19 protein-coding genes and 1 riboswitch are annotated in these 20,163 nt (G+C 69.9%); of the genes, 12 read left to right on the top strand and 7 right to left on the bottom strand.

Going from position 1 to position 20,163, the window contains the following annotated elements; all coding sequences use genetic code 11:
• The first annotated feature begins 296 nt into the window (after positions 1 to 296).
• The 10 genes from ccoN to ABD679_RS04965 are packed head-to-tail and all read left to right on the top strand — an operon-like array spanning position 297 to position 9,269.
• Complete coding sequence (gene ccoN / locus ABD679_RS05010) at positions 297 to 1,784, top strand: cytochrome-c oxidase, cbb3-type subunit I (RefSeq protein ID WP_344759133.1); 1,488 nt, start codon at positions 297 to 299, stop codon at positions 1,782 to 1,784.
• Positions 1,785 to 1,788: 4 nt separating this feature from the next.
• Positions 1,789 to 2,406 carry a cytochrome-c oxidase, cbb3-type subunit II gene (ccoO, locus tag ABD679_RS05005; protein WP_344758866.1) on the top strand — a complete coding sequence of 206 codons (618 nt, stop codon included), beginning with the start codon at positions 1,789 to 1,791 and terminating at the stop codon, positions 2,404 to 2,406.
• 3 nt (positions 2,407 to 2,409) lie between these two features.
• Positions 2,410 to 2,568, top strand: coding sequence for a cbb3-type cytochrome oxidase subunit 3 (locus tag ABD679_RS05000; protein ID WP_344758865.1), 159 nt, complete (start codon positions 2,410 to 2,412; stop codon positions 2,566 to 2,568).
• Positions 2,565 to 3,518 carry a cytochrome-c oxidase, cbb3-type subunit III gene (gene ccoP / locus ABD679_RS04995; protein ID WP_344758864.1) on the top strand — a complete coding sequence of 318 codons (954 nt, stop codon included), beginning with the start codon at positions 2,565 to 2,567 and terminating at the stop codon, positions 3,516 to 3,518. Before ABD679_RS05000 ends, ccoP begins: the two co-directional genes overlap by 4 nt.
• Positions 3,519 to 3,559: 41 nt before the next feature.
• Entirely contained in the window at positions 3,560 to 3,811 is a 252-nt protein-coding gene (locus tag ABD679_RS04990; RefSeq protein WP_344759132.1) for a hypothetical protein, read from the top strand.
• Positions 3,812 to 3,849: 38 nt separating this feature from the next.
• Positions 3,850 to 5,397 (top strand): 4Fe-4S dicluster domain-containing protein, encoded by a 1,548-nt coding sequence (locus tag ABD679_RS04985; RefSeq protein ID WP_344758863.1) that lies wholly within the window; start codon positions 3,850 to 3,852, stop codon positions 5,395 to 5,397.
• A gap of 5 nt (positions 5,398 to 5,402) precedes the next feature.
• The gene (locus tag ABD679_RS04980; RefSeq protein ID WP_344758862.1) at positions 5,403 to 5,909 is read left to right on the top strand and encodes a FixH family protein; all 507 of its coding nucleotides are present in this window, start codon (positions 5,403 to 5,405) and stop codon (positions 5,907 to 5,909) included.
• The gene (locus ABD679_RS04975; RefSeq protein WP_344758861.1) at positions 5,906 to 8,332 is read left to right on the top strand and encodes a heavy metal translocating P-type ATPase; all 2,427 of its coding nucleotides are present in this window, start codon (positions 5,906 to 5,908) and stop codon (positions 8,330 to 8,332) included. Before ABD679_RS04980 ends, ABD679_RS04975 begins: the two co-directional genes overlap by 4 nt.
• A 3-nt stretch (positions 8,333 to 8,335) precedes the next feature.
• On the top strand, positions 8,336 to 8,557 hold the full coding sequence (ccoS, locus tag ABD679_RS04970; RefSeq protein ID WP_344758860.1) for a cbb3-type cytochrome oxidase assembly protein CcoS: 222 nt from the start codon (positions 8,336 to 8,338) through the stop codon (positions 8,555 to 8,557).
• Entirely contained in the window at positions 8,547 to 9,269 is a 723-nt protein-coding gene (locus ABD679_RS04965) for a sulfite exporter TauE/SafE family protein (RefSeq protein ID WP_344758859.1), read from the top strand. Before ccoS ends, ABD679_RS04965 begins: the two co-directional genes overlap by 11 nt.
• A 3-nt stretch (positions 9,270 to 9,272) precedes the next feature.
• On the opposite strand, the gene ABD679_RS04960 is transcribed toward ABD679_RS04965, so the two are convergent.
• The 7 genes from ABD679_RS04960 to ABD679_RS04930 form a co-directional block, all read right to left on the bottom strand.
• The gene (locus tag ABD679_RS04960; protein WP_344758858.1) at positions 9,273 to 10,037 is read right to left on the bottom strand and encodes a helix-turn-helix domain-containing protein; all 765 of its coding nucleotides are present in this window, start codon (positions 10,035 to 10,037) and stop codon (positions 9,273 to 9,275) included.
• A gap of 171 nt (positions 10,038 to 10,208) precedes the next feature.
• Entirely contained in the window at positions 10,209 to 10,598 is a 390-nt protein-coding gene (crcB, locus tag ABD679_RS04955; RefSeq protein WP_344758857.1) for a fluoride efflux transporter CrcB, read from the bottom strand.
• Positions 10,599 to 10,660: 62 nt separating this feature from the next.
• Positions 10,661 to 10,726: riboswitch (Fluoride riboswitch) on the bottom strand.
• Position 10,727: 1 nt separating this feature from the next.
• Positions 10,728 to 12,017 (bottom strand): replication-associated recombination protein A, encoded by a 1,290-nt coding sequence (locus tag ABD679_RS04950; RefSeq protein ID WP_425561854.1) that lies wholly within the window; start codon positions 12,015 to 12,017, stop codon positions 10,728 to 10,730.
• A gap of 325 nt (positions 12,018 to 12,342) precedes the next feature.
• Positions 12,343 to 13,044 carry a hypothetical protein gene (locus tag ABD679_RS04945; RefSeq protein ID WP_344758856.1) on the bottom strand — a complete coding sequence of 234 codons (702 nt, stop codon included), beginning with the start codon at positions 13,042 to 13,044 and terminating at the stop codon, positions 12,343 to 12,345.
• 86 nt (positions 13,045 to 13,130) lie between these two features.
• Positions 13,131 to 13,751: an outer membrane lipoprotein periplasmic chaperone LolA gene (lolA, locus tag ABD679_RS04940; protein WP_344758855.1), complete on the bottom strand. Its 621-nt coding sequence runs from the start codon at positions 13,749 to 13,751 to the stop codon at positions 13,131 to 13,133.
• 242 nt (positions 13,752 to 13,993) lie between these two features.
• On the bottom strand, positions 13,994 to 16,348 hold the full coding sequence (locus ABD679_RS04935; protein WP_344758854.1) for a DNA translocase FtsK: 2,355 nt from the start codon (positions 16,346 to 16,348) through the stop codon (positions 13,994 to 13,996).
• 199 nt (positions 16,349 to 16,547) lie between these two features.
• The gene (locus ABD679_RS04930; RefSeq protein WP_344758853.1) at positions 16,548 to 17,618 is read right to left on the bottom strand and encodes an alanine dehydrogenase; all 1,071 of its coding nucleotides are present in this window, start codon (positions 17,616 to 17,618) and stop codon (positions 16,548 to 16,550) included.
• A gap of 252 nt (positions 17,619 to 17,870) precedes the next feature.
• On the opposite strand from ABD679_RS04930, the gene trxB reads away from it, so the two are divergent.
• A complete protein-coding gene (gene trxB / locus ABD679_RS04925; RefSeq protein WP_344758852.1) occupies positions 17,871 to 18,824 on the top strand; it encodes a thioredoxin-disulfide reductase in 954 nt (317 codons plus the stop codon).
• 143 nt (positions 18,825 to 18,967) lie between these two features.
• Positions 18,968 to 20,095 carry a GNAT family N-acetyltransferase gene (locus tag ABD679_RS04920; protein WP_344758851.1) on the top strand — a complete coding sequence of 376 codons (1,128 nt, stop codon included), beginning with the start codon at positions 18,968 to 18,970 and terminating at the stop codon, positions 20,093 to 20,095.
• The last annotated feature ends 68 nt before the right edge of the window (positions 20,096 to 20,163 follow it).

The raw sequence follows: 20,163 nt of genomic DNA, 5'->3' as shown, positions 1-20,163 counted from the left end.
CCGCCGCTCCTACGAGGGCAGTGGGGATTGTGTAGGAGCGGCGGAAGCCGCGAGCTTTTGATCTGGCTCCTGCCCTGCGACGGCAGGGCGAGGTTGGGAGGGGGCTCGCGGCTTCCGCCGCCCCAGGAAAGGGCAAAAGCTCGCGGCTGAAGCCGCTCCTACCAAGGTCGAGGGGGCGCGGCGGAAGCGGCTACTGCAACGGCGATCCGGCGTTTGATCTGGATCAAGTCGGGGCTGGATGGGCTTGGGGACAATATGCGGGCCGAAACGAAGGTGTTTCCATGACCACAGATGCGATGCAGGCGGTGCCGGAAGGCGCGGCGGCCGGTGTTTTGCGTGCCGAACCGGCCGCGGGGACCTACAACGACAAGGTAGTGCGCCAGTTCGTCGCCGCGACGATCTTCTGGGGCATCGCCGGGATGGCGGTGGGGGTGCTGATTTCCGCGCAGCTGTACTGGCCGCAGATCGGCGAGGGCATCCCGTGGCTGAGCTACGGCCGGCTGCGGCCGCTGCATACCAACGGGGTGATCTTCGCCTTCGGCGGCTCGGTGCTGTTCGCGACCTCGCTGTACGTGGTCCAGCGTACCTGCCACGTGCGGCTGATTTCCGACCGGCTGGCGCAGTTCGTGTTCTGGGGCTGGCAGGCGGCGATGCTGGGCGCGCTGATCACCCTGCCGATGGGCCTGACCCAGGGCAAGGAATACGCCGAGCTGGAATGGCCGCTGGACATCCTGATCGCGGTGGTCTGGGTCGCCTACGGGGTGCTGTTCTTCGGGACCATCGCCAAACGGCGGGTGAAGCACATCTACGTGGCGAACTGGTTCTTCGGCGCCTACATCATCGCCGTGGGCATGCTCCACATCGTCAACAACCTGGCGCTGCCGGCGGGCCTGGCCAAGTCGTACCCGGTCTACAGCGGCGCGGTCGACGCGATGGCGCAGTGGTGGTACGGGCACAACGCGGTGGCGTTCCTGCTGACCACCGGGTATCTGGCGATGATGTACTACTTCGTGCCCAAGCAGGCCGGGCGGCCGATCTATTCGTACCGGCTGTCGATCGTGCATTTCTGGGCGCTGATCTCGGTCTACATGTGGGCCGGCCCGCACCACCTGCACTACACCGCCCTGCCCGACTGGGCGCAGTCGGTGGGCATGGTGTTCTCGCTGATCCTGCTGGCGCCCAGCTGGGGCGGCGCGATGAACGGCATCCTCACGCTGTCGGGCGTCTGGTACAAGCTGCGCACCGACCCGATCCTGAAGTTCCTGATCGTGGCGATCAGCTTCTACATGATCGCAACCTTCGAAGGCCCGATGCTTTCGATCAAGACGGTCAACTCGCTGTCGCACTACACGGACTGGACCATCGGCCACGTCCACGCCGGCACCCTGGGCTGGGTGGCGATGATCTCGATCGGCTCGGTGTACTCGCTGCTGCCGCGGCTGCAGGGGCTGCAGCAGATGTACTCGGTCAAGTGGATCGACGTGCACTTCTGGATGCACACGCTGGGCGTGGTGTTCTACATCGCCTCGATGTGGATCGCCGGCGTCACCCAGGGCCTGATGTGGCGCGCCACCAACGCCGACGGCACGCTGACCTACAGCTTCGTCGAGTCGCTCAATGCCACTTATCCCTATTACCTGGGGCGCCTGTTCGGCGGCGTGCTGGTGCTGGCGGGCATGTGCCTGATGGCGTGGAACATGTACAAGACCGTGCAGCTGTCCAGGGCGCCCGCGCCACATCCGGTCATGCCGCCGCACGGCGCCGAAGCGCGGACGGGGGGCTGAGTCGATGAGCGAAATCGGACACGCGAAGGTCGAAAAGAACATCGGCCTGATGGCGGTACTGATCACCGTGGCGCTGTCGCTGGGCGGCCTGGCCGAAATCGTGCCGCTGATGTACCAGGCCGAGGCGATCAAGCCGCTGCCGGGCGTGGAGCCCTACCCGGCGCTGGAGCTGGCCGGGCGCGACGTCTACGTGCGCGAGGGCTGCTACAACTGCCACTCGCAGATGATCCGCACGCTGCGCTTCGAGACCGAGCGCTACGGCCACTACTCGCTGGCCGGCGAGTCGGTGTACGACCGGCCGTTCCAGTGGGGTTCCAAACGCACCGGGCCGGACCTGGCGCGCGTGGGCGGCCGCTACTCGGACGACTGGCACCGCGTGCACCTGATCAACCCGCGCGACGTGGTGCCCGAATCGAACATGCCGTCGTTCCCGTGGCTGGCGCAGAACACGCTCGACGGCAAGCAGGTCACCGCGCACATGCGCACGCTGCAGCGCCTGGGCGACCCCTACACCGACGAGCAGATCGCCGCCGCGCCCGCGGACGTGGCGGGCAAGACCGAACTCGATGCCGTGGTCGCCTACCTGCAGGCGCTCGGCAAGCACGCGCCGCGGGGGGAGTGAGCCATGTTGTCCGGAATCGTGACCTCGATCCTGCTGCTGCTGTTCCTGGTCGGCTGGGCGTGGGCGTGGAGCCCGCGCCGCAAGGCCGACTTCGACGCCGCGGCCAGGCTTGCGCTGGATGACAGCACACCCGATGACGGCAGGCCGGAGGACCGCCCGTGAGCGCCGGCTGGTCGTGGTACATCATCGCGCTGGTGGCGTTGAACATTTTCGGCTGCGCGTGGCTGCTGTGGTGGACGGCCAAGCGCCGCCCCGGCGACCCGAAGCCGGAAGACACCAGCCACTACTGGGACGGCGACATCACCGAATACAACAAGCCGATGCCGCGCTGGTGGATCAACGGCTTCTACCTGCTGCTCGCATTCTCGGTGGTGTACATCTTCTGGTACGGCGGCCTGGGCGGCTACGAGGGCTACGGCAAGTGGAGCTCGGCCGGCGAACACGCGCTGGCCAAGGCCGCCGACGATGCGCGGCTGGAAGAAACCTTCGCCCCGTACAAGGGCCGGCCGATCGACCAGATCGCGCAGGACCCGGCGGCGATCAAGCTCGGCCAGGCGATCTTCAACAACAACTGCGCCACCTGCCACGGCTCGTCGGCGCAGGGCGCGATCGGCTTCCCCAACCTGCGCGACGACATCTGGCACTGGGGCGGATCGCCGGAGGACATCCTCACCACCATCCTTGACGGCCGCGAAGGGGTGATGCCCGAATGGGGCAGCGTGCTCACCGGCATGGGCGGCGACAGCGCGGTGATCTCGGTGGTCGCCTACGTGCGTTCGCTGTCGGACTCCGCGCGCAGCAAGGATTACCTCGCGGTGCAGGGCCAGCGCCTGTACGAGGGCGTGTGCATCGCCTGCCACGGCGTCGACGGCAAGGGCAACCAGGCGCTGGGCGCGCCGGACCTGACCGACGATTACTGGCTCTACGGCGACAGCACCGCGCAGCTGGTCGAATCGGTGTCGAAGGGCCGCCACGGCGTGATGCCGGCATGGCGGGATATGCTGGGTGAAACCCGCGCGCGCCTGGTGGGTGCCTACGTCTGGTCGCTGTCGCATCCCGGCGGCGAAACGGCATCGGCCGCGCCCGCCACACAGGAGACAAGCCCCCAGTGACCGACTTCACCGAGCCGCGTTTCGACCATCCGCCGCGCCCGATGGCGCAGCGGGTCGGCGCGATCCTGTGGCCGAGCTTCTTTTCCGCCGGCGTGGCGACGATGGTGTTCTTCGCCTTCGTCGACCCGCTGATGCTGCGCGACATGACGTTCCCGTCGATGCCGATGACCCGCGGCCTGGGCTACAGCATCGGCTTTTTCATGTTCTGGATCGCGACCGCCTCCGCAAGCCTGTTCACCTGGATCCTGCTGCGACCGGCCAGCCGCTTCAACCGGCCAATCCCGCACAAGTGATCGCGCCGAAGTGATCGCGCACGAGTGAGCTGAAGGCAATGAGCAAGAAAATCGAACTGGACCTGCTCGACGAGGGCGGCTCGCATTACGTCAGCGAGCGCAAGGTCTATCCGCGCGACGTGGCCGGCACGCTCAACCGCCTCCGGGTGGCGGCGGTGTTCTGGCTGCTGGGCATGTACTACCTGTTCCCGTGGTTGCAGTGGGACGGCCGCCAGGCGGTGCTGTTCGACCTGCCGGCGCGCAAGTTCCACGTGTTCGGGCTGACGTTCTGGCCGCAGGACTTCACCTTCCTGGCGATGCTGCTGATCATCCTGGCGCTGGTGCTGTTCTTCGCCACCGCCCTGCTCGGCCGCGTGTGGTGCGGCTACGCCTGCCCGCAGACGGTGTGGACCGAAGTCTTCCTGTGGATGGAGCGCTGGACCGAGGGCGACCGCTCCAAGCGGATGAAGCTCGACGCGGGCCCGTGGACGCGCGAGAAGATCCTGCGCAAGGGCGCAAAGCACGCCCTGTGGCTGGTGTTCGCGCTGTGGACGGGCTTTACTTTCGTCGGCTTCTTCACCCCGATCACGGACCTGGGCGCGCGGCTGTGGCCGTTCGACTGGAACGGCTGGGAGATCTTCTGGGTGCTGTTCTACGCGCTGGCCACCTGGGGCAACGCCGGCTTCCTGCGCGAGCAGGTGTGCAAGTACATGTGCCCGTACGCGCGCTTCCAGGGTGCGATGTTCGACCGCGACACCCTGATCATCGCCTACGACCCGATGCGCGGTGAACCGCGCGGCCCGCGCAAGCGCAGCCTCAAGAGCGTGCTCGAACGCGCCCGCGGCCTGCTCGACGTGGCCACCGCCTACGACTACGTGTTCCGCGCCACCCGCCATCCCAGCGCGGCCGACAACCGCCTGCAGGCGGCCGGCACAATCATGCTCGGCGATGTGGACGCGGAGGCCAGGCCGCTGCCGAAGTTCGCCCCCGAGGAACTGGGCGACTGCATCGACTGCACCATCTGCGTGCAGGTCTGCCCCACCGGTATCGACATCCGCAACGGCCTGCAGTACGAGTGCATTGCCTGCGGTGCCTGCATCGACGCCTGCAACGACGTCATGGACAAGATGGGCTACCCGCGCGGGCTGATCCGCTACACCACGCAGAACGCGATCGACGGCGGCAAGACCCGCGTCGCGCGCCCGCGCATCCTGGTCTACACGGTGCTGCTGCTGGCGCTGGTGTCGGCCTGGGCCTGGGGCGTGACCACGCGCAGCGACCTGATCGTGGACGTGCTGCGCGACCGCAACGCGCTGTACCGCAGCGGCAGCGACGGCCGGATCGAGAACGGCTACACGCTCAAGCTGGTGAACAAGACGAACGGCGCGCGCGGGTTCATCGTGGAGGTCGAATCGAAGACGCCGGACATCGTCCTGCGCCAGATGGCGCAGCCGATCCGGGCACAAGCCGAGGAAGTGCTGTCGCTGCCGGTGGTGCTCAGCGCACCGGAGTCGGTCAGGGGGCGCCAGGACGTGGTCTTCACGATCCGCAGCGAGGATGGCGCCGCCAGCGAAACCGTTGAAAGCACATTCTTCGGACCGATGTGAAGGCAATGGACGAACAACACCACAAGCGCCACCCCCTGCGCGAACCCATGGTCTGGCTGGTGATCGCGCTGCCACTGGCGGCAGTCATCGCCGGCATCTTCCTGGTGGTGGCGTCCTCGCGCGGCGGCAGCGTGGACTCCGTGGCCGACGAGGTGCAGCGCACCGGGCAGATCCAGGTCACCGATCTCGGCCCCGACGAGCGCGCGGCGCAGCTGAAGCTGGGCGCGGTGCTGCAGTCGGAGGACGGCGTGCTGCGGGTGTTTCCCGCTGGTGGCGAGTTCCGCCGCGGCGAACCGCTGACGCTGACCCTGCTGCACCTGTACAGCGAGGATTCGGACGAAGTGCTCACGCTGCAGCCCGACAAGCTCGGCTGGTCCGTCGAACACGCACCCGACACTGGTCACGACTGGAACCTGCAGCTCACCGATGCCGCTGGCAGCTGGCGCCTGCGCGGGCGCCTGCCGCGCGGCCAGCACGCCGCACACCTGGGGCCGGCGCTGGATACGCAATGAACGCGCCGGCAGCCGCCGCCTGCTTCCACTGCGGCGAACCGCTCCCACCCCACCCCGCCACCGCCGCCATCGACGGCCATTCGCGCGATTTCTGCTGCGAGGGCTGCGCCGGCGCGGCCCAGTGGATCCGCGACGCGGACCTGGGCGACTACTACGCGCTGCGCAGCGCGCCGGCCGGCCAGGTGGGTACGGAGACGGTCGACTTTTCCGCCTGGGACCGCGACGACCTGCTGCATGAGCACGTGCACGCGGTTGACGGTGGCCGCGAGATCACCGTGCTCACCGACGGCATGCGCTGCGCGGCCTGCGCCTGGCTGATCGACCGCGCCCTGCGCCGCGAGCCGGGCGTGCTCGACGTCAGCGCGAACGCGGTCACCGGCCGCATCCGCATCGCCTGGGACCCGTCCCGCGTGGTGCTGTCGGCGCTGCTGCAGCGCATCGCCGCACTCGGCTACCGGCCCTATCTGAGCGGCGGAGAGGCAAGGGAGCAGGCACGCCGCGCCGAACGCAACCGCTGGCTGCTGCGTCTGGGCCTGGCCGGGCTCGGCACCATGCAGGCGATGATGTTCGCCGAGGCGCTGTACCTGGACTTCAACAACGAAATGCCGACGGCGACCCGCGACTTCTTCCGCTGGATCACGCTGCTGGTGTCCACGCCGGTCGTGTTCTGGGCCGGCTGGCCGTTCATCGCCGGCATGCTGCGCGAACTGCGCGGGCGCCGGCTGGGCATGGACACGCTGATCGCCAGCGCCACCCTGCTGGCGTGGGGCGCGAGTTTCGTGGAAACCGTGCGCGGCGGCGTGCACGTGTGGTTCGACGCGGCGGTGATGTTCGTGTTCTTTCTGCTCGCGGCGCGGATGCTGGAACAGCGCGCGCGCAACGTCGCCAGCGCGCAGGTCGACGCGCTCGCCCGCGCCCGCCCGGTGATTGCCATGCGCGAGCTGGCCGACGGCACCCGCGAGGCGGTGCCGGTCTCCGCGCTGCGCGTCGACGACATCGTGCGCGTGGCCGCGGGCGACGTGCTGCCCGCCGACGGCCGCCTGCTCGACGCCGGCGCCAGCTTCGAGGAGGCGCTGCTGACCGGCGAATCCACGCCGGTGCGCAAGGCCCCGGGTGCGGACGTGTTTGCCGGCACGGTCTGCCGCGAGCATCCGGCGCGCGTGCACGTCACCGGCGTCGGCCCGGACACCCGGCTGTCGCAACTCGCGCGGCTGGTCGAGCACGCGCAGGCCCACCGCCCGCCGCTGGCGCGGCTGGCCGACCGCATCGCGGGTGGGTTCGTCGCCGCGCTGCTGCTGGCGGCGCTGCTGGTGTGGCTGGGCTGGCGCATCCACGACCCGGCGCGCGCATTCGAGGTCACCCTGGCGCTGCTGGTCATCAGCTGCCCCTGCGCGCTGTCGCTGTCGATCCCGGCCGCGCTGGCCGTCGCCCACGGCGCGCTGGCGCGGATCGGCGTGCTTGCACTGCGCCCGGACGCGCTGGAAACGCTGGCCGAGGTGACCGACGTGGTGTTCGACAAGACTGGCACGCTGTCGGACGGACGCCCGCGGCGGGCGACGGTGGAAAGCCGCGACGGCTTCGATCCGCTGGCCGCGCTGCGCATCGCCGCGGCGCTGGAGCGCGACAGCGGCCACCCGCTGGCGCACGCCTTCGCAGACGTGGACGATGCGCCGCCCGCACGCGACGTGCGCACGGTACCCGGCGCCGGCATCGAGGGCGTGGTCGAAGGCCTTGCCTGGCGCCTCGGCCACGCCGGCTTCGCCTGCGCCGGCGAGGACGACGGCAGCCTGTGGCTGGGCGACGGTCGACGCGGCGTCGCACGCTTCGAGGTGCGCGAATCGGCGCGCGACGACGCGGCCGACGCGCTCGCCATGCTGCGCGGACAGGGCCTGCACCTGCACCTGTCGAGCGGCGACTCCCCCGCCGCGGTCGCGCGTTTCGGCACTGCGCTGGGCATCGATGACGTGCATGCGCGGCAGGCACCGGAGCAGAAGCTCGCCTTCGTGCGCGCCCTGCAGGCCGAAGGCCGGCGCGTGGCGATGGTCGGCGACGGATTGAACGATGCGCCGGTGCTGGCCGGCGCCGACGTGTCGCTGGCGGTGGCCGACGGCGCCGCGCTGGCGCAGCGCGCCGCGGACCTGGTGGCCACGCATCCGTCGCTGGTGCGCATTCCCGAAGCGGTCGAGCTGGCCCGCCGCACGCGCCGCATCATCCGCCAGAACCTGGCCTGGGCGCTGGGCTACAACCTGCTGGCGCTGCCGCTGGCGGCAATGGGACTGGTGACGCCGTGGCTGGCGGCGCTGGGCATGGCCGCGTCGTCGCTGGCGGTGACGCTGAACGCGCTGCGGCTGGCACCGCGCCGCAAGCCGCGCCGGCCGGCGCCAGCTGCGATCATCACCCCCGTGTCCCCGGCTGCGAGCTGAGCGATGGCCATCCTGCTGTTCCTGATCCCCATCAGCCTGCTGCTGCTCGGCGTGGCGGTGTGGGCATTCGTGTGGTCGGTGCGCGGCGGGCAGTACGACGACCTGGACACCGCGCCGCTGGACATCCTGCGCGACGATCCGCTGCCGCCGCCTCCGCCCGGAGCGCCGCCGGCCGGCACCACGCCAGCGGCGGCTGACCCGCCACGCCCCGACGATGCCGGTTGACTGGCCGGTTCTGCTGGCCGCGCTGCTCAGCGGCCTGAGCGGCGGGCTGCACTGCGCGGCGATGTGCGGCGGCATCGCCACCTCGTTCCCGGCGATGGGCCCGCGTGGCGACCTGCGCTACGTGATCGAACCCAACCTCGGCCGCGTGCTCGGCTACGTCATCGCCGGCGCGGTGGCCGGCGGTATCGGCGGCGGCATCGTGGCGGTGGCGCGCTCGCCGTGGCTGGGCGTGAGCCTGCGCGTGGCGGTCGGCCTGGTGCTGGTGATCGCCGCGCTGCGGCTGTTCGACCGGCGCGGGCGGCTGGCCTTCCTCGGCGGCAACGGCACGATGTGGCAGTGGCTGCGGCCGCTGCAGCGCCGGCTGCTGCCGGCCGACACCCATGCGAAACGGCTCGCGCTGGGCGTGCTCTGGGGCTGGCTGCCGTGCGGGCTCAGCACCACCCTGCTGGCTGCGGCCTGGCTGCAGGCCGACGCGCGCAACGGCGCGCTGACGATGGCCGCGTTCGGCCTCGGCACGCTGCCGGTGATGCTGCCGCTGACCTGGTCGGGGATGCGCCTGAAGCTGTGGCTGCAGCACGGGCCGTGGCGCATCGTCGCCGGGCTGCTGATCCTCGCCGCCGGCCTGCTGACGATGGCCGCGCCGTGGCTGATGCACGTGCCGGCGTTGCACGACACGCTCGCGGCACTGGGCTGCACGCCCGCGCCGCGCTGAGGCTCAGGCCCGGCGCTGTTGCGGCTGCGGCTGCTGCGGCTCGCCGCCGTGGGCCAGGCGCGCGAGTTCGACCGGGTCCAGCACTTCGACCTGGCGCCCGGCCACCGCGATCACGCCGTCGTCCTGCAGCCGGGTGAAGCCGCGGCTGACGGTTTCGATGGCAAGGCCGAGGTAGCTGGCGATGTCTTCGCGGCTCATCGCAAGCCGGAACTGCAGCGCCGACCCGCCGATGTGCGCGAGGCGTTCGCCCAGGCCGTGCAGGAACAGCGCGATGCGCTCGTTGGCGTGGCGGCGCGAGAGCATTTCGGCGTGGTCGCGGTCCAGCGAGATGCTCTGCCCGATCACCCGCATCAGCTGCCGCTGCAGGCCGGGCAGCTGCGCGGCCACGGCGGCGAGTTCGTCGACCGGCACCTCGCACACTTCGGCCGGGTCCAGCGCGACCGCCTCGCAGCGGTGCCCCTCGCCGGCCAGCGCGTCCAGGCCCATCAGCTCGCCGGGCAGGTGGAACCCGACCACGCGCTCGTCGCCGCCCTCGCTGAGGCTGACGGTCTTGAACGCGCCGTTGCGCGCGACGTAGATCGACGACAGCGCATCGCCGTGGTGGAACAGGCGCTCGTCGCGCCGGAGCGGACGCCGGCGGCGCACCACCTCGTCCAGGCGTGCGAGGTCGTTCACGCCGATCCCGGCCGGCAGGCACAGCTCGCGCAGCGAACAGTGCCCGCAGCTGCGGCGCAGGGTGGCGAGGTCAAGGGGAACCGGGTCGGCCATGGCGCCATTCTAGCCCTGCGGACACGGCACCCTGCCCCCGGCAGCGGCACGTGTTTTCCCGGCCACGGTTGCGCCGCTGGCCGGAATGCCGTTCGTGCGCCGGAACCCTGTCGTGGCGCGCGTTTTGCCGCAATCAGGGGTTCGGCCAGGCTGTTGCCGTTGTCTCCGGCGTCAGACGGCCGCCGCGCGCAGCGCACGCAGCGTGGCCAGGCCCAGTACCGTCATCGAGAACGAACCGAGCACGTGCGTGGCCACCGTCGCGCCCGCCCAGGCGTACTGCTGGCGCAGCAGCATCTGCACGGTTTCGGCCGAAAAGGTGGAAAACGTGGTCAGGCCGCCCAGCAGCCCGGTGATCAGGAACAGCCGCCACTCCTGCGACAACCCCGGCGCATGCACGAACCAGCCCAGCGCCAGGCCGACGCCGTAGCCGCCGATGAGGTTCGCGGCCAGCGTGCCCAGCGGCAGCGTTGCGTGATGCGGGTTGAGCCAGAGCCCGAGGCCCCAGCGCAGCCAGGCGCCGAGCGCGGCGCCGGTGCCGATCGAGAACAGGGAAAGCAGCATGCGTGTCTCCTGCGGTTGGCGCGGGCAGGAGGACCAGGGCAACGGCCTACCGTCCCGCGAGGGATCCGGCAGGCATCATCAGCCGCGGGATGCGGCGGTTCGGGGAGGATGCCATCTCCCGACGGCGGATTATGCGCCGCCTTCGCCGCGTGCGCGACCACGCTGCGCGCGCAGCCGGTCGAGCTTTTCCTTGAGCTTGATCTCCAGCCCGCGCTCGACCGGCTCGTAGTACACGCGCTCGCCCATCGCGTCCGGGAAGCCGGTCTGGCCGAGTGCCACGCCGCCGTCGGCGTCGTGGTCGTACTGGTAGCCCTTCGAGTAGCCGAGCTGCTTCATCAGCTTGGTCGGCGCGTTGCGCAGGTGCATCGGCACCTCCGCGGTGCCGTGTTCGCGCACGTCGCGCTTGGCGGCGCCGAAGGCAACGTAGCCGGCGTTGGACTTGGCGGTGCTGGCCAGGTAGATCACCAGCTGTGCCAGCGCGAGGTCGCCCTCGGGGCTGCCGAGCCGGTCGTAGGTGTCCCAGGCTTCGATCGCCATCGCCAGCGCACGCGGGTCGGCCAGGCCGATGTCCTCGACCGCCATCCGGGTGAGGCGCCGCGCGAGGTAGTTCGGGTCGCAGCCGCCGTCGAGCATGCGCGCGAACCAGTACAGCGCGGCGTCCGGGTTGGAGCTGCGCACCGATTTGTGCAGCGCCGAGGTCTGGTCGTAGAACTGCTCGCCGCCCTTGTCGAAGCGGCGGGTGCGGTCGGCCAGCACCTGTTCGAGGATGGCGTCGGTGATGGTGCCGCCCTGCCCGTCGCCGGCTTCGTCGGCAAGCTCGGCGGCGATCTCCAGCAGCGTGAGGCCGCGGCGCACGTCGCCATCGGCGGCAGTGGCGATCAGGCGCAGCTGGTCGTCGCCGATCGACAGGCCGCGTTCGCCGAGGCCGCGCCCGGCGTCTTCGAGCGCGCGGCGCAGGGCGTCGAGGATGTCGTCGGGGGAGACGGCTTCCATCACGTGCACGCGGCAGCGCGAGAGCAGCGCGGAGTTCAGTTCGAACGAGGGGTTCTCGGTGGTCGCACCGACGAACACGATCGTGCCGCGCTCGATGTGCGGCAGGAACGCGTCCTGCTGGGTCTTGTTGAAGCGGTGCACCTCGTCGACGAACAGCACCGTGCGCCGGCCCCCGGCGAAGCGCTGCCCGGCCTCGGCCAGCACCTTGCGCACGTCCGGCAGCCCGGAGAGCACCGCTGAGATCGCGCGGAAGTCTGCATCGGCGTACTTCGCCAGCAGCAGCGCCAGCGTGGTCTTGCCGCAGCCCGGAGGGCCCCAGAGCACCATCGAATGCACGCGGCCGGATTCGACCGAGCGCCGCAGCGCGCTGCCCGGCGCCAGCAGACGGCTCTGGCCGACCATTTCGTCGATCGTGCGCGGGCGCATGCGCTCGGCGAGCGGACGCAGCTCGTCGCGGTCGACGTGCAGCAGGTCGGCGGCTGGTGCGGGGTTGCGGGGCAAGGCGATCGGGCGGCGGCGGCGGGCCGCTACGATAGCAATTCGCCGCGTTGAGGGCGTGCCCACACGAGCGCATCGACCGGCGAGGGCAGTTGCAGGAGCGGCGGGAGCCGCGATGTCTTTCTTTGATGTGCGCGAGCCGTGACGGCGCCGGGAAAGCATCGCGACTTCCGCCGCTCCTGCGGGCGGACGGCGATGGACCGCTTGCGGGAGTCCCGACCGCCGCGAATCCTCAATCCCTGGTCCCTTCCGCCTAACTCCCCGCCAACGCCGGCAGCGACTGCAGTCCGCCACTCGCCCCGAGCTCATAGTTGACGCGCAGCCAGGCGCCGTCGCGGCGATCGTAGAGGGCTTCGATCCGCGTCGGCGTGGTGCCTTCGGGGCCGAAGTCGGCGATGCCGGAGGCGTTGATCCGCAGGTAGCGGGTGCCGGCCTCGACCGTGGTAATGCTGTCCAGCTGCAGGCGCACGGGCTGGCCGGAGAATTCGCCGTCCAGGCGTTCGGCGACGCGGTCGTCGAGCTGGCGCAGCAGCGCGGGATCGTTGGGGACGTTGCGCTCGTCGCCGGTGACGCCGCCCAGCGAGATGTCGGGATAGGCGGCGCTGCCGAAGGTGGTGTCGTAGAGGGTGCTGAAGCGGAAACCGATCCAGTCCGGGTCACCGTCGATGCGTGCCCTGCCCTCGCCGCTGACGATGCAGTCGCTGATGCTGGCCGGCTGCACGTTGACGCTGTCGAGCATCAGCGAAACCGCGCGTCCGCCGAACTGCTCGGTCAACGTCGAGATCAGCACGCCGGCGACGGCACCGTTGATGGCGTCGTTGCCGGCGGCCGGGGGCGGCGTGGCCGCAGCCACAGGCGGCGACGCCGGCGAACCCGGGATGGAGGCCGCCAGCGCGGCGCCCGGGGCGAGCAGCAGGACGGGGAGCAGGAGGATCAGGCGGCGCATGGCGTCCACGGTCGGCGCCGGGGCGTCCTCGCCGCGGCTTCATCCCTACCAACGCGGGCCACCGCCCGGGCCGGCCGGGCGGGATGCGCGGCCGTTCAGCCCGCGTCGACGACGTCCACGCCCTCGGCGGGCTTGTAGCTGAACGTGCCCTCGGCGAAGGACGGGTTCTTCTTCCAGCCGCTGAAACTGATCTCGGTGCGCTGGCCGAGCATGTCGACGACCTGCATCTTCGCCAGGCCGTTGGCGTTGAAGCCGAGCTGTGCGCGCTGGAAGCTGGCGTCCTCGTCCTGCCTGGGGGTGAGTTCCAGCCAATCGAGACCGTCGCGGGTGCCGGTTTCGGCGACGTTGAAGTCGCGGTCCAGGCGCGCCGGGTCGATCAGCGTGGCCAATGGCGAGTTCTGCTCCTCGGCGCCCTGCGCGCGCACGGTGACCTGGGCCAGGTCCGGGTCGTAGACCCACACCTTGCTGCCGTCGGCGATGACCAGCTGTTCGTAGGGCTTGACGTACTCCCAGCGAAACAGGCGCGGCGCCGACAGCGCAACGCGGCCGCTGGAGGTTTCCTTGAGCTTGCCGTTGACGTCGTAGACCGTCTGCGTGAACTGCCCGTCCAGCCCCTTGAGGCCGCTGGTGAAGGCACCGAGGTCATCGCGTGCACCCGCGAAGGCGGCGGTCGACAGCAGCAGGGACAGCACGGCGAGGAAGCGGATGGCGCGCATGGCGAGGGTTCCGGATTGACTGGCGGCGAGTGTGCCGCGGGAAGGCTGAATACGCGTGAAAACGGCGCCATGGCGCCTGCTCTCGCAGGAGCGGCTTCAGCCGCGAGCCCCTGCTTGTGTAGGAGCGACGGAAGTCGCGACGGCCTTCCCCGCAAACCCGGTCGCGACTTCCGTCGCTCCTACGAAAGCCGGGAAAAGCTCGCGGCTGAAGCCGCTCCTGCAAGGGCGAGAAGGGCGATGGCTTACTTGGGCGGCGGGGGCGCCAGCACGGCGCGGTCGCCGTTGTGCTCGGGCGGCGACACCACGCCCGCGGCCTCCATCGCCTCGACCAGCCGCGCCGCGCGGTTGTAGCCGATCTTCAGCCGTCGCTGCACGCCGGAGATCGACGCGCGCCGGGTTTCGGTGACGATGCGCACGGCTTCGTCGTACAGCGGGTCGCTCTCGTCGCCGCTGCTGCTGGCTTCCGGCAGGCCGGTGGCGCCGACGACGACGCCGTCGCCCATCGTCTGCACTTCCTCCAGCACGCCTTCGATGTAGTCCGGGCCGCCGCCGCTCTGCTTGAGGTGCTCGACCACGCGGTGCACTTCCTCGTCCGACACGAACGCACCGTGCACGCGCTCGGGCAGCGCAGTGCCCGGCGGCAGGTAGAGCATGTCGCCGTGGCCGAGCAGCGTTTCCGCCCCGGACTGGTCGAGGATGGTGCGCGAGTCGATCTTGCTCGACACCTGGAACGCGATGCGCGTGGGAATGTTGGCCTTGATCAGGCCGGTGATGACGTCCACCGACGGCCGCTGCGTCGCCAGCACCAGGTGGATGCCGGCCGCGCGCGCCTTCTGCGCCAGGCGGGCGATCAGCTCTTCCACCTTCTTGCCGACGATCATCATCATGTCGGCGAACTCGTCGATGATCACGACGATGAAAGGCAGGGTTTCGAGCGGCTGCGCGACTTCGTCCGACTCGGGGTTGGGCTTGAACAGCGGGTCCAGCAGCGGCTGCCCGCTGTCCTGCGCGTCCTTGACCTTCTTGTTGAAGCCGGCCAGGTTGCGCACGCCGACCGCGCTCATCAGCTTGTAGCGGCGCTCCATCTCGGCCACGCACCAGCGCAGGCCGTTGGCGGCCTCCTTCATGTCGGTGACCACCGGCGCCAGCAGGTGCGGGATGCCCTGGTAGACGGACAGCTCCAGCATCTTCGGGTCGATCATCAGCATCCGCACGTCCTGGGCGGAAGCCTTGTACAGCAGCGACAGCACCATCGCGTTGACCGCCACCGACTTGCCCGAGCCGGTGGTGCCGGCGACCAGCAGGTGCGGCATGCGCGCGAGATCGGCGACCGTCGGGCGGCCGGCGATGTCCTTGCCCAGTGCGAGCGTCAGCGGGCTGGCGGCCTTGTCGTATTCCTTCGAGCGCAGCAGTTCGCTGAGATAGATCATCTCGCGGTGCGTGTTCGGCGTTTCCAGGCCGATCACCGACTTGCCCGGGATCACGTCGACCACGCGCACCGACTTCACCGACAGGCCACGCGCGATGTCCTTGTCCAGCGAACTGATCTGGCTGACCTTGATGCCCGGCGCCGGCTCGATCTCGAAGCGGGTAATCACCGGTCCCGGATAGGCGCCGACGACCTGCGCCTCGATGCGGAAATCCTTGAGCTTGAATTCGATCTGCCGCGACAGGGTTTCCAGCGTGTCCTCGTCGTAGCCCTTGGGCTGCGGCTTGGGATCGTCGAGCAGGGCCAGCGGCGGGATGCCGGTGCCGTCGCCGACGTGGAACAGCGGGATCTGCTGTTCGCGCTTGGCGCGGTCGCTCTTTTCCACCACCTGCGCCGGTGGTGGTTCGATCTTCACCTTCTCGCGCTTGGCGCGCAGTTCGGTCTCGATCTTGCGCGTCTCGGTGCGCTCCTCGCGGTAGGCCCGCGCCTCCTGCCACTCGGCCGCCTGCTGGCTGCCGCGGCGGAACAGCGCCGGCAGTTTCAATGCCCACTGGCCGATGCGATCCATGACCGCCAGCCAGGACAGGCCCGTGGCCAGCGTCACCGACACCAGCAGCAGCGCGAGCAGGAACAGGTTGCCGCCGACCGGCCCGAAGCCGCCGTAGAGTGAATTGCCGACCAGCCGGCCGAGGATGCCGCCGGCGCCGGCCGAAAAATTCTCGACGTTGCCCACGCGCAGGTACAGCAGGCCGGTGGACGAGACCAGGAAGCCGACGATACCGACCAGGCGCAAGGCAGGCCCCAGGTCGGCCTGTCCGTCGCCGTCGCTGTCCATGCCGAACAGCGCGATCCAGGCGACCGCGCCCAGCATCACCGGCAGCAAAAACGCGACGTAGCCGGTGAGGCCCAGCAGTACATCCGCGAGCATCGCGCCGATCGGGCCGCCGACGTTGTGCAGCGGCCCGGTCACGCTGCCCGAATTCGACCAGCCCGGGTCGCCGGGCGAGAACGACAGCAGGCTGGCCAGCAGGTACAGCAGCAGCGGCGCGATCAGGATCAGCGCGATGTCGCGCCAGAGGCGTTGGCGACGCGGGTTCGGCGCTTTCGCGGCGTCCTTCGCCGCGCCAGCGCGCTGTCGCTTGCTGCGTTCCGTGATCGGGCGTGCCACCGTGCGGTCAGACCTTAAGAAAACCCTGCAATCGAATGATTCTACGCACAATTACCCGGGCGCGACCACTGCCGGGGGTTGCCGGGACCCTTGCAGGCGGCCTTCCCGATTGGCGGGAGTGGCCGCGGCCGCGACCCGGATCGGGGCCAATCGCGGCCATGGCCGCTCCCACGAGACAGTCGGGGCGGCAGCGGTCCGGCTAGAGGGCCATCCCCTCGAGTGCGGGATGCACCAGCTTGCCGCCCTCGACGTTGATGCCGCGCACCAGCGCCTGGTTGCCACGCCACTCGCCGCCGGCCGCCAGCTTGTTGACCCACGGCAGGATCGCCGCGCAGATCGCCTGCGAGGACGTCTGCGGCACCGCGCCGGGCATGTTGGTCACGCAGAAGTGGGTCACGCCCTCCTCCACGTAGGTCGGCTCCTTCCAGTTGGTCGGGCGCGAGGTCTCGAAGCAGCCGCCCTGGTCGATGGCGATGTCGACCAGCACGCTGCCGTCCTCCATGTCGCGGAGCATCTCGCGGGTCACCACGTGCGGGGCCCTGGCGCCGGTGACCAGCACCGCACCGACCACCAGGTCGGCGGCGGCTACGGCGCGCGCGACCACGTCGTGGTACGGGTACAGCGCGGTGACGTTGTTGCCCAGGCGCATCATTTCGTCCATGCGGTCCTGGCGCATTTCGAACACGGTGACGTTGGCGCCGGCCGAGGCGGCCAGCGCGGCGGACGCGCCGCCGGCCTTGCCCGCGCCGAACACCACCACGTTGCCGCGCTCGGTCGACGGCAGGCCGCCGAGCAGCTTGCCCTTGCCGCCCATGGGCTGGTGCAGCAGGTGGGTGCCGACCTGGACGCCGATCTTGCCGGCCACGATCGACATCGGCGCCAGCAGCGGCAGGTCGCCGTTGGGCAGCTCGACGGTCTCGAAGGCGACGCCGGTCAGGCCGATGTCGAGCAGCTGCTTCGTCAGCGCGGGCTCGGCAGCCAGGTGCAGGTAGCAGAACAGCAGGTGGTCCTGGCGCAGGTGCTGCAGGTCGCCGGCGATCGGCTCCTTGACCTTGACGATCATCTCGCCCTTTTCGTACAGCGCGGCCGCGTCGGGGGCGATCTTCACGCCCAGCGCGGTGTAGTCGTCGTCCCTGAAACCGGACTTCACGCCCGCGTCCTTCTCCAGCCACACCTCGTGGCCGCGCTTGACGAGGTCGCCCGCCGCCGCCGGCACCAGCGCGACGCGGCCTTCAAGTGTCTTGGTTTCCCTGGGTACGCCGATACGCATCGCTACTCTCCGGATTCACGGCCGCAGGCACCAAACCCGCAGGCCCGACATGGTGAAAGCCCGCACAGTGATGTGCGGGCTGGGGATTCGTTCTCGCGTGGCGGCAATGCAACGCATGGCGGCACGCTCAGGTCTGCCGGCGCACCTTGATAAGCGGCGTTGCGGTCGCCAAGCTAATGGTCCCGCAACGTCGCCCGGAGCGCGGTATTCCTGCCGCTTTCCAGGCGCGTTTCATTCCATCCGCGAGTATACATGAGCACTTCCAAGCACTGCCGCCTGCTGATCCTCGGTTCCGGTCCCGCCGGCTGGACCGCCGCCGTCTACGCGGCGCGCGCCAACCTCAAGCCCGTGGTCGTCACCGGCCTGCAGATGGGCGGCCAGCTGATGACCACCACCGAGGTCGACAACTGGCCCGGCGACGCCCACGGCCTGATGGGCCCGGACCTGATGGCGCGTATGCAGGCGCATGCCGAGCGCTTCGAAACCGAAACCATCTTCGACCACATCCATACCGCGGACCTGTCGCAGCGCCCGTTCCGCCTCAAGGGCGACAACGGCGACTACACCTGCGACGCGCTGGTCATCGCCACCGGCGCCACGGCCAAGTACCTGGGGCTGCCGTCGGAAGAGGCGTTCAAGGGCCGCGGCGTGTCGGCCTGCGCAACCTGCGACGGCTTCTTCTACAAGGAACAGGACGTGGCCGTGGTCGGCGGCGGCAACACCGCGGTCGAGGAAGCGCTGTACCTGTCCAACATCGCGCGCAAGGTCTACCTGGTGCACCGCCGCGACACCCTGCGCGCGGAAAAGATCATGCAGGACAAGCTGCAGGCCAAGATCCAGGCCGGCAAGATCGAACCGGTCTGGCACCACGTCGTCGATGAAGTGCTGGGCAACGACGCCGGCGTGACCGGGCTGCGCGTGAAGTCGGTGCAGGACGACAGCACCCGCGAGATCGACGTGCACGGGTTCTTCGTCGCCATCGGGCACACGCCCAACACCTCGCTGTTCGAAGGCCAGCTTGCGATGAACAACGGCTACCTGGAGATCCGCTCGGGCCTGGGCGGCGGCGCGACCGAAACCTCGGTCAAGGGCGTGTTCGCCGCCGGCGACGTGGCCGACCAGCACTACCGGCAGGCGATCACCTCGGCCGGTTTCGGCTGCATGGCGGCGCTGGACGCGGAGCGGTTCCTGGACAAGGGCGAGTAGCGGCGACGCCGGCGGACATACCGTGCCCATGCAGGGGCGGCTTCAGCCGCAAGCTTTTGCCCAATGGCGCCGCGTGGTTGAACGAAGAAGCTCGCGGCTGAAGCCGCTCCTGCAGTGAATGCCCGGACGATGGAGGCGCTTTGTTGAGCAACATCCGCATCCTCGATCGACTGGCCGACGTCCCCGCCGCCGCGTGGGATGCGCTGCACGATGGCCGCAATCCCTTCGTCGCCCACGCCTTCCTCGAAGGCCTCGAACGCCACGACTGCATCCGCCCGGAGTGGGGCTGGACGCCGCATCACCTGACGCTGTGGGACGGCGAGCGGCTGGCCGCCGCCGCGCCCGGCTACCTCAAGAACAACTCGCACGGCGAATTCGTGTTCGACCACGCCTGGGCGCACGCCTATGTGCGCTACGGGCAGGACTACTTCCCGAAGCTCCTGTGCGCGGTGCCCTACTCGCCCGTGACCGGGCCGCGGCTGCTTGCGCGCGATGACGCGGCGCGGCGGGCGTTGCTCGAGGCGATGGTCGCCGTGGCCAGCGACGAAGGGCTGTCGTCGGCGCACGTGAACTTCCACCTGCACGAAGAAGCCGATGCGTTCGGATCCGGATGGTTGTCGCGCACCGACCTGCAGTACCACTGGCACAACGACCGCGGCTGGCGCGACTTCGACGACTTCCTCGCCGCGATGGACCACAAGCACCGCAAGAACATCCGCCAGGAGCGCGCGAAGGTGGCGCGGGCCGGCGTCGGGTTCCGCATCGTGCACGGCGACGAGGCGACCGGGGCCGACCTGCAGGCGATCCACGCGCTGTACCTGCAGACCTTTGCCGAGTACGGCAACCACCCGGCGATCAGCCTCGACTTCGTCCGCCATCTCGCCGCGGAGATGCCACGCAGCCTGGTGCTGTTCCTGGCCGACCAGGACGGCGACCCCATCGCCGGCGCCCTGTGCCTGCGCGGCGGCGACACGCTGTACGGGCGCTACTGGGGTGCGTTCCGGGAAGTGCCGGGCCTGCACTTCGAGACCTGCTACTACCAGGGCATCGAGTACTGCCTGCGCGAGGGGTTGACGACGTTCGAGCCGGGGGCGCAGGGCGTGCACAAGATCGCCCGCGGCTTCCTGCCCGCGCGCGTGCGCAGCCGGCACTGGATCTCGGATCCGGCCTTCGCGCAGGCCCTGCGTGCATGGTGCGGGGAGGAATCGATGGATATCGATCGCCACGCGGCGGCGTTGGCCAGCCACTCGCCGTTCCGGGCGTCATCGTAGGAGCGGCGGAAGCCGCGAGCCTTTCCGGGATTCATCAGGATGCCGGCGAAAAGCCCGCGGCTTCCGTC

It is taken from the genome of Luteimonas lutimaris (assembly GCF_039537065.1).
GTDB lineage: Bacteria > Pseudomonadota > Gammaproteobacteria > Xanthomonadales > Xanthomonadaceae > Luteimonas > Luteimonas lutimaris.
Note: the sequence above shows the minus strand (reverse complement) of the source record. Positions and strands in the feature narration are given on the sequence as shown.

Excerpts from the sequence above, each read along its gene's own strand:
- ccoN (WP_344759133.1), top strand. The coding sequence starts at position 297 with ATGCAGGCGGTGCCGGAAGGCGCGGCGGCCGGTGTTTTGCGTGCCGAA.
- ccoO (WP_344758866.1), top strand. The coding sequence starts at position 1,789 with ATGAGCGAAATCGGACACGCGAAGGTCGAAAAGAACATCGGCCTGATG.
- ABD679_RS05000 (WP_344758865.1), top strand. The coding sequence starts at position 2,410 with ATGTTGTCCGGAATCGTGACCTCGATCCTGCTGCTGCTGTTCCTGGTC.
- ABD679_RS04990 (WP_344759132.1), top strand. The coding sequence starts at position 3,560 with ATGGCGCAGCGGGTCGGCGCGATCCTGTGGCCGAGCTTCTTTTCCGCC.
- ABD679_RS04985 (WP_344758863.1), top strand. The coding sequence starts at position 3,850 with ATGAGCAAGAAAATCGAACTGGACCTGCTCGACGAGGGCGGCTCGCAT.
- ABD679_RS04980 (WP_344758862.1), top strand. The coding sequence starts at position 5,403 with ATGGACGAACAACACCACAAGCGCCACCCCCTGCGCGAACCCATGGTC.
- ABD679_RS04975 (WP_344758861.1), top strand. The coding sequence starts at position 5,906 with ATGAACGCGCCGGCAGCCGCCGCCTGCTTCCACTGCGGCGAACCGCTC.
- ccoS (WP_344758860.1), top strand. The coding sequence starts at position 8,336 with ATGGCCATCCTGCTGTTCCTGATCCCCATCAGCCTGCTGCTGCTCGGC.
- ABD679_RS04965 (WP_344758859.1), top strand. The coding sequence starts at position 8,547 with ATGCCGGTTGACTGGCCGGTTCTGCTGGCCGCGCTGCTCAGCGGCCTG.
- ABD679_RS04960 (WP_344758858.1), bottom strand. The coding sequence starts at position 10,037 with ATGGCCGACCCGGTTCCCCTTGACCTCGCCACCCTGCGCCGCAGCTGC.
- crcB (WP_344758857.1), bottom strand. The coding sequence starts at position 10,598 with ATGCTGCTTTCCCTGTTCTCGATCGGCACCGGCGCCGCGCTCGGCGCC.
- ABD679_RS04950 (WP_425561854.1), bottom strand. The coding sequence starts at position 12,017 with ATGCGCCCGCGCACGATCGACGAAATGGTCGGCCAGAGCCGTCTGCTG.
- lolA (WP_344758855.1), bottom strand. The coding sequence starts at position 13,751 with ATGCGCGCCATCCGCTTCCTCGCCGTGCTGTCCCTGCTGCTGTCGACC.
- ABD679_RS04930 (WP_344758853.1), bottom strand. The coding sequence starts at position 17,618 with ATGCGTATCGGCGTACCCAGGGAAACCAAGACACTTGAAGGCCGCGTC.
- trxB (WP_344758852.1), top strand. The coding sequence starts at position 17,871 with ATGAGCACTTCCAAGCACTGCCGCCTGCTGATCCTCGGTTCCGGTCCC.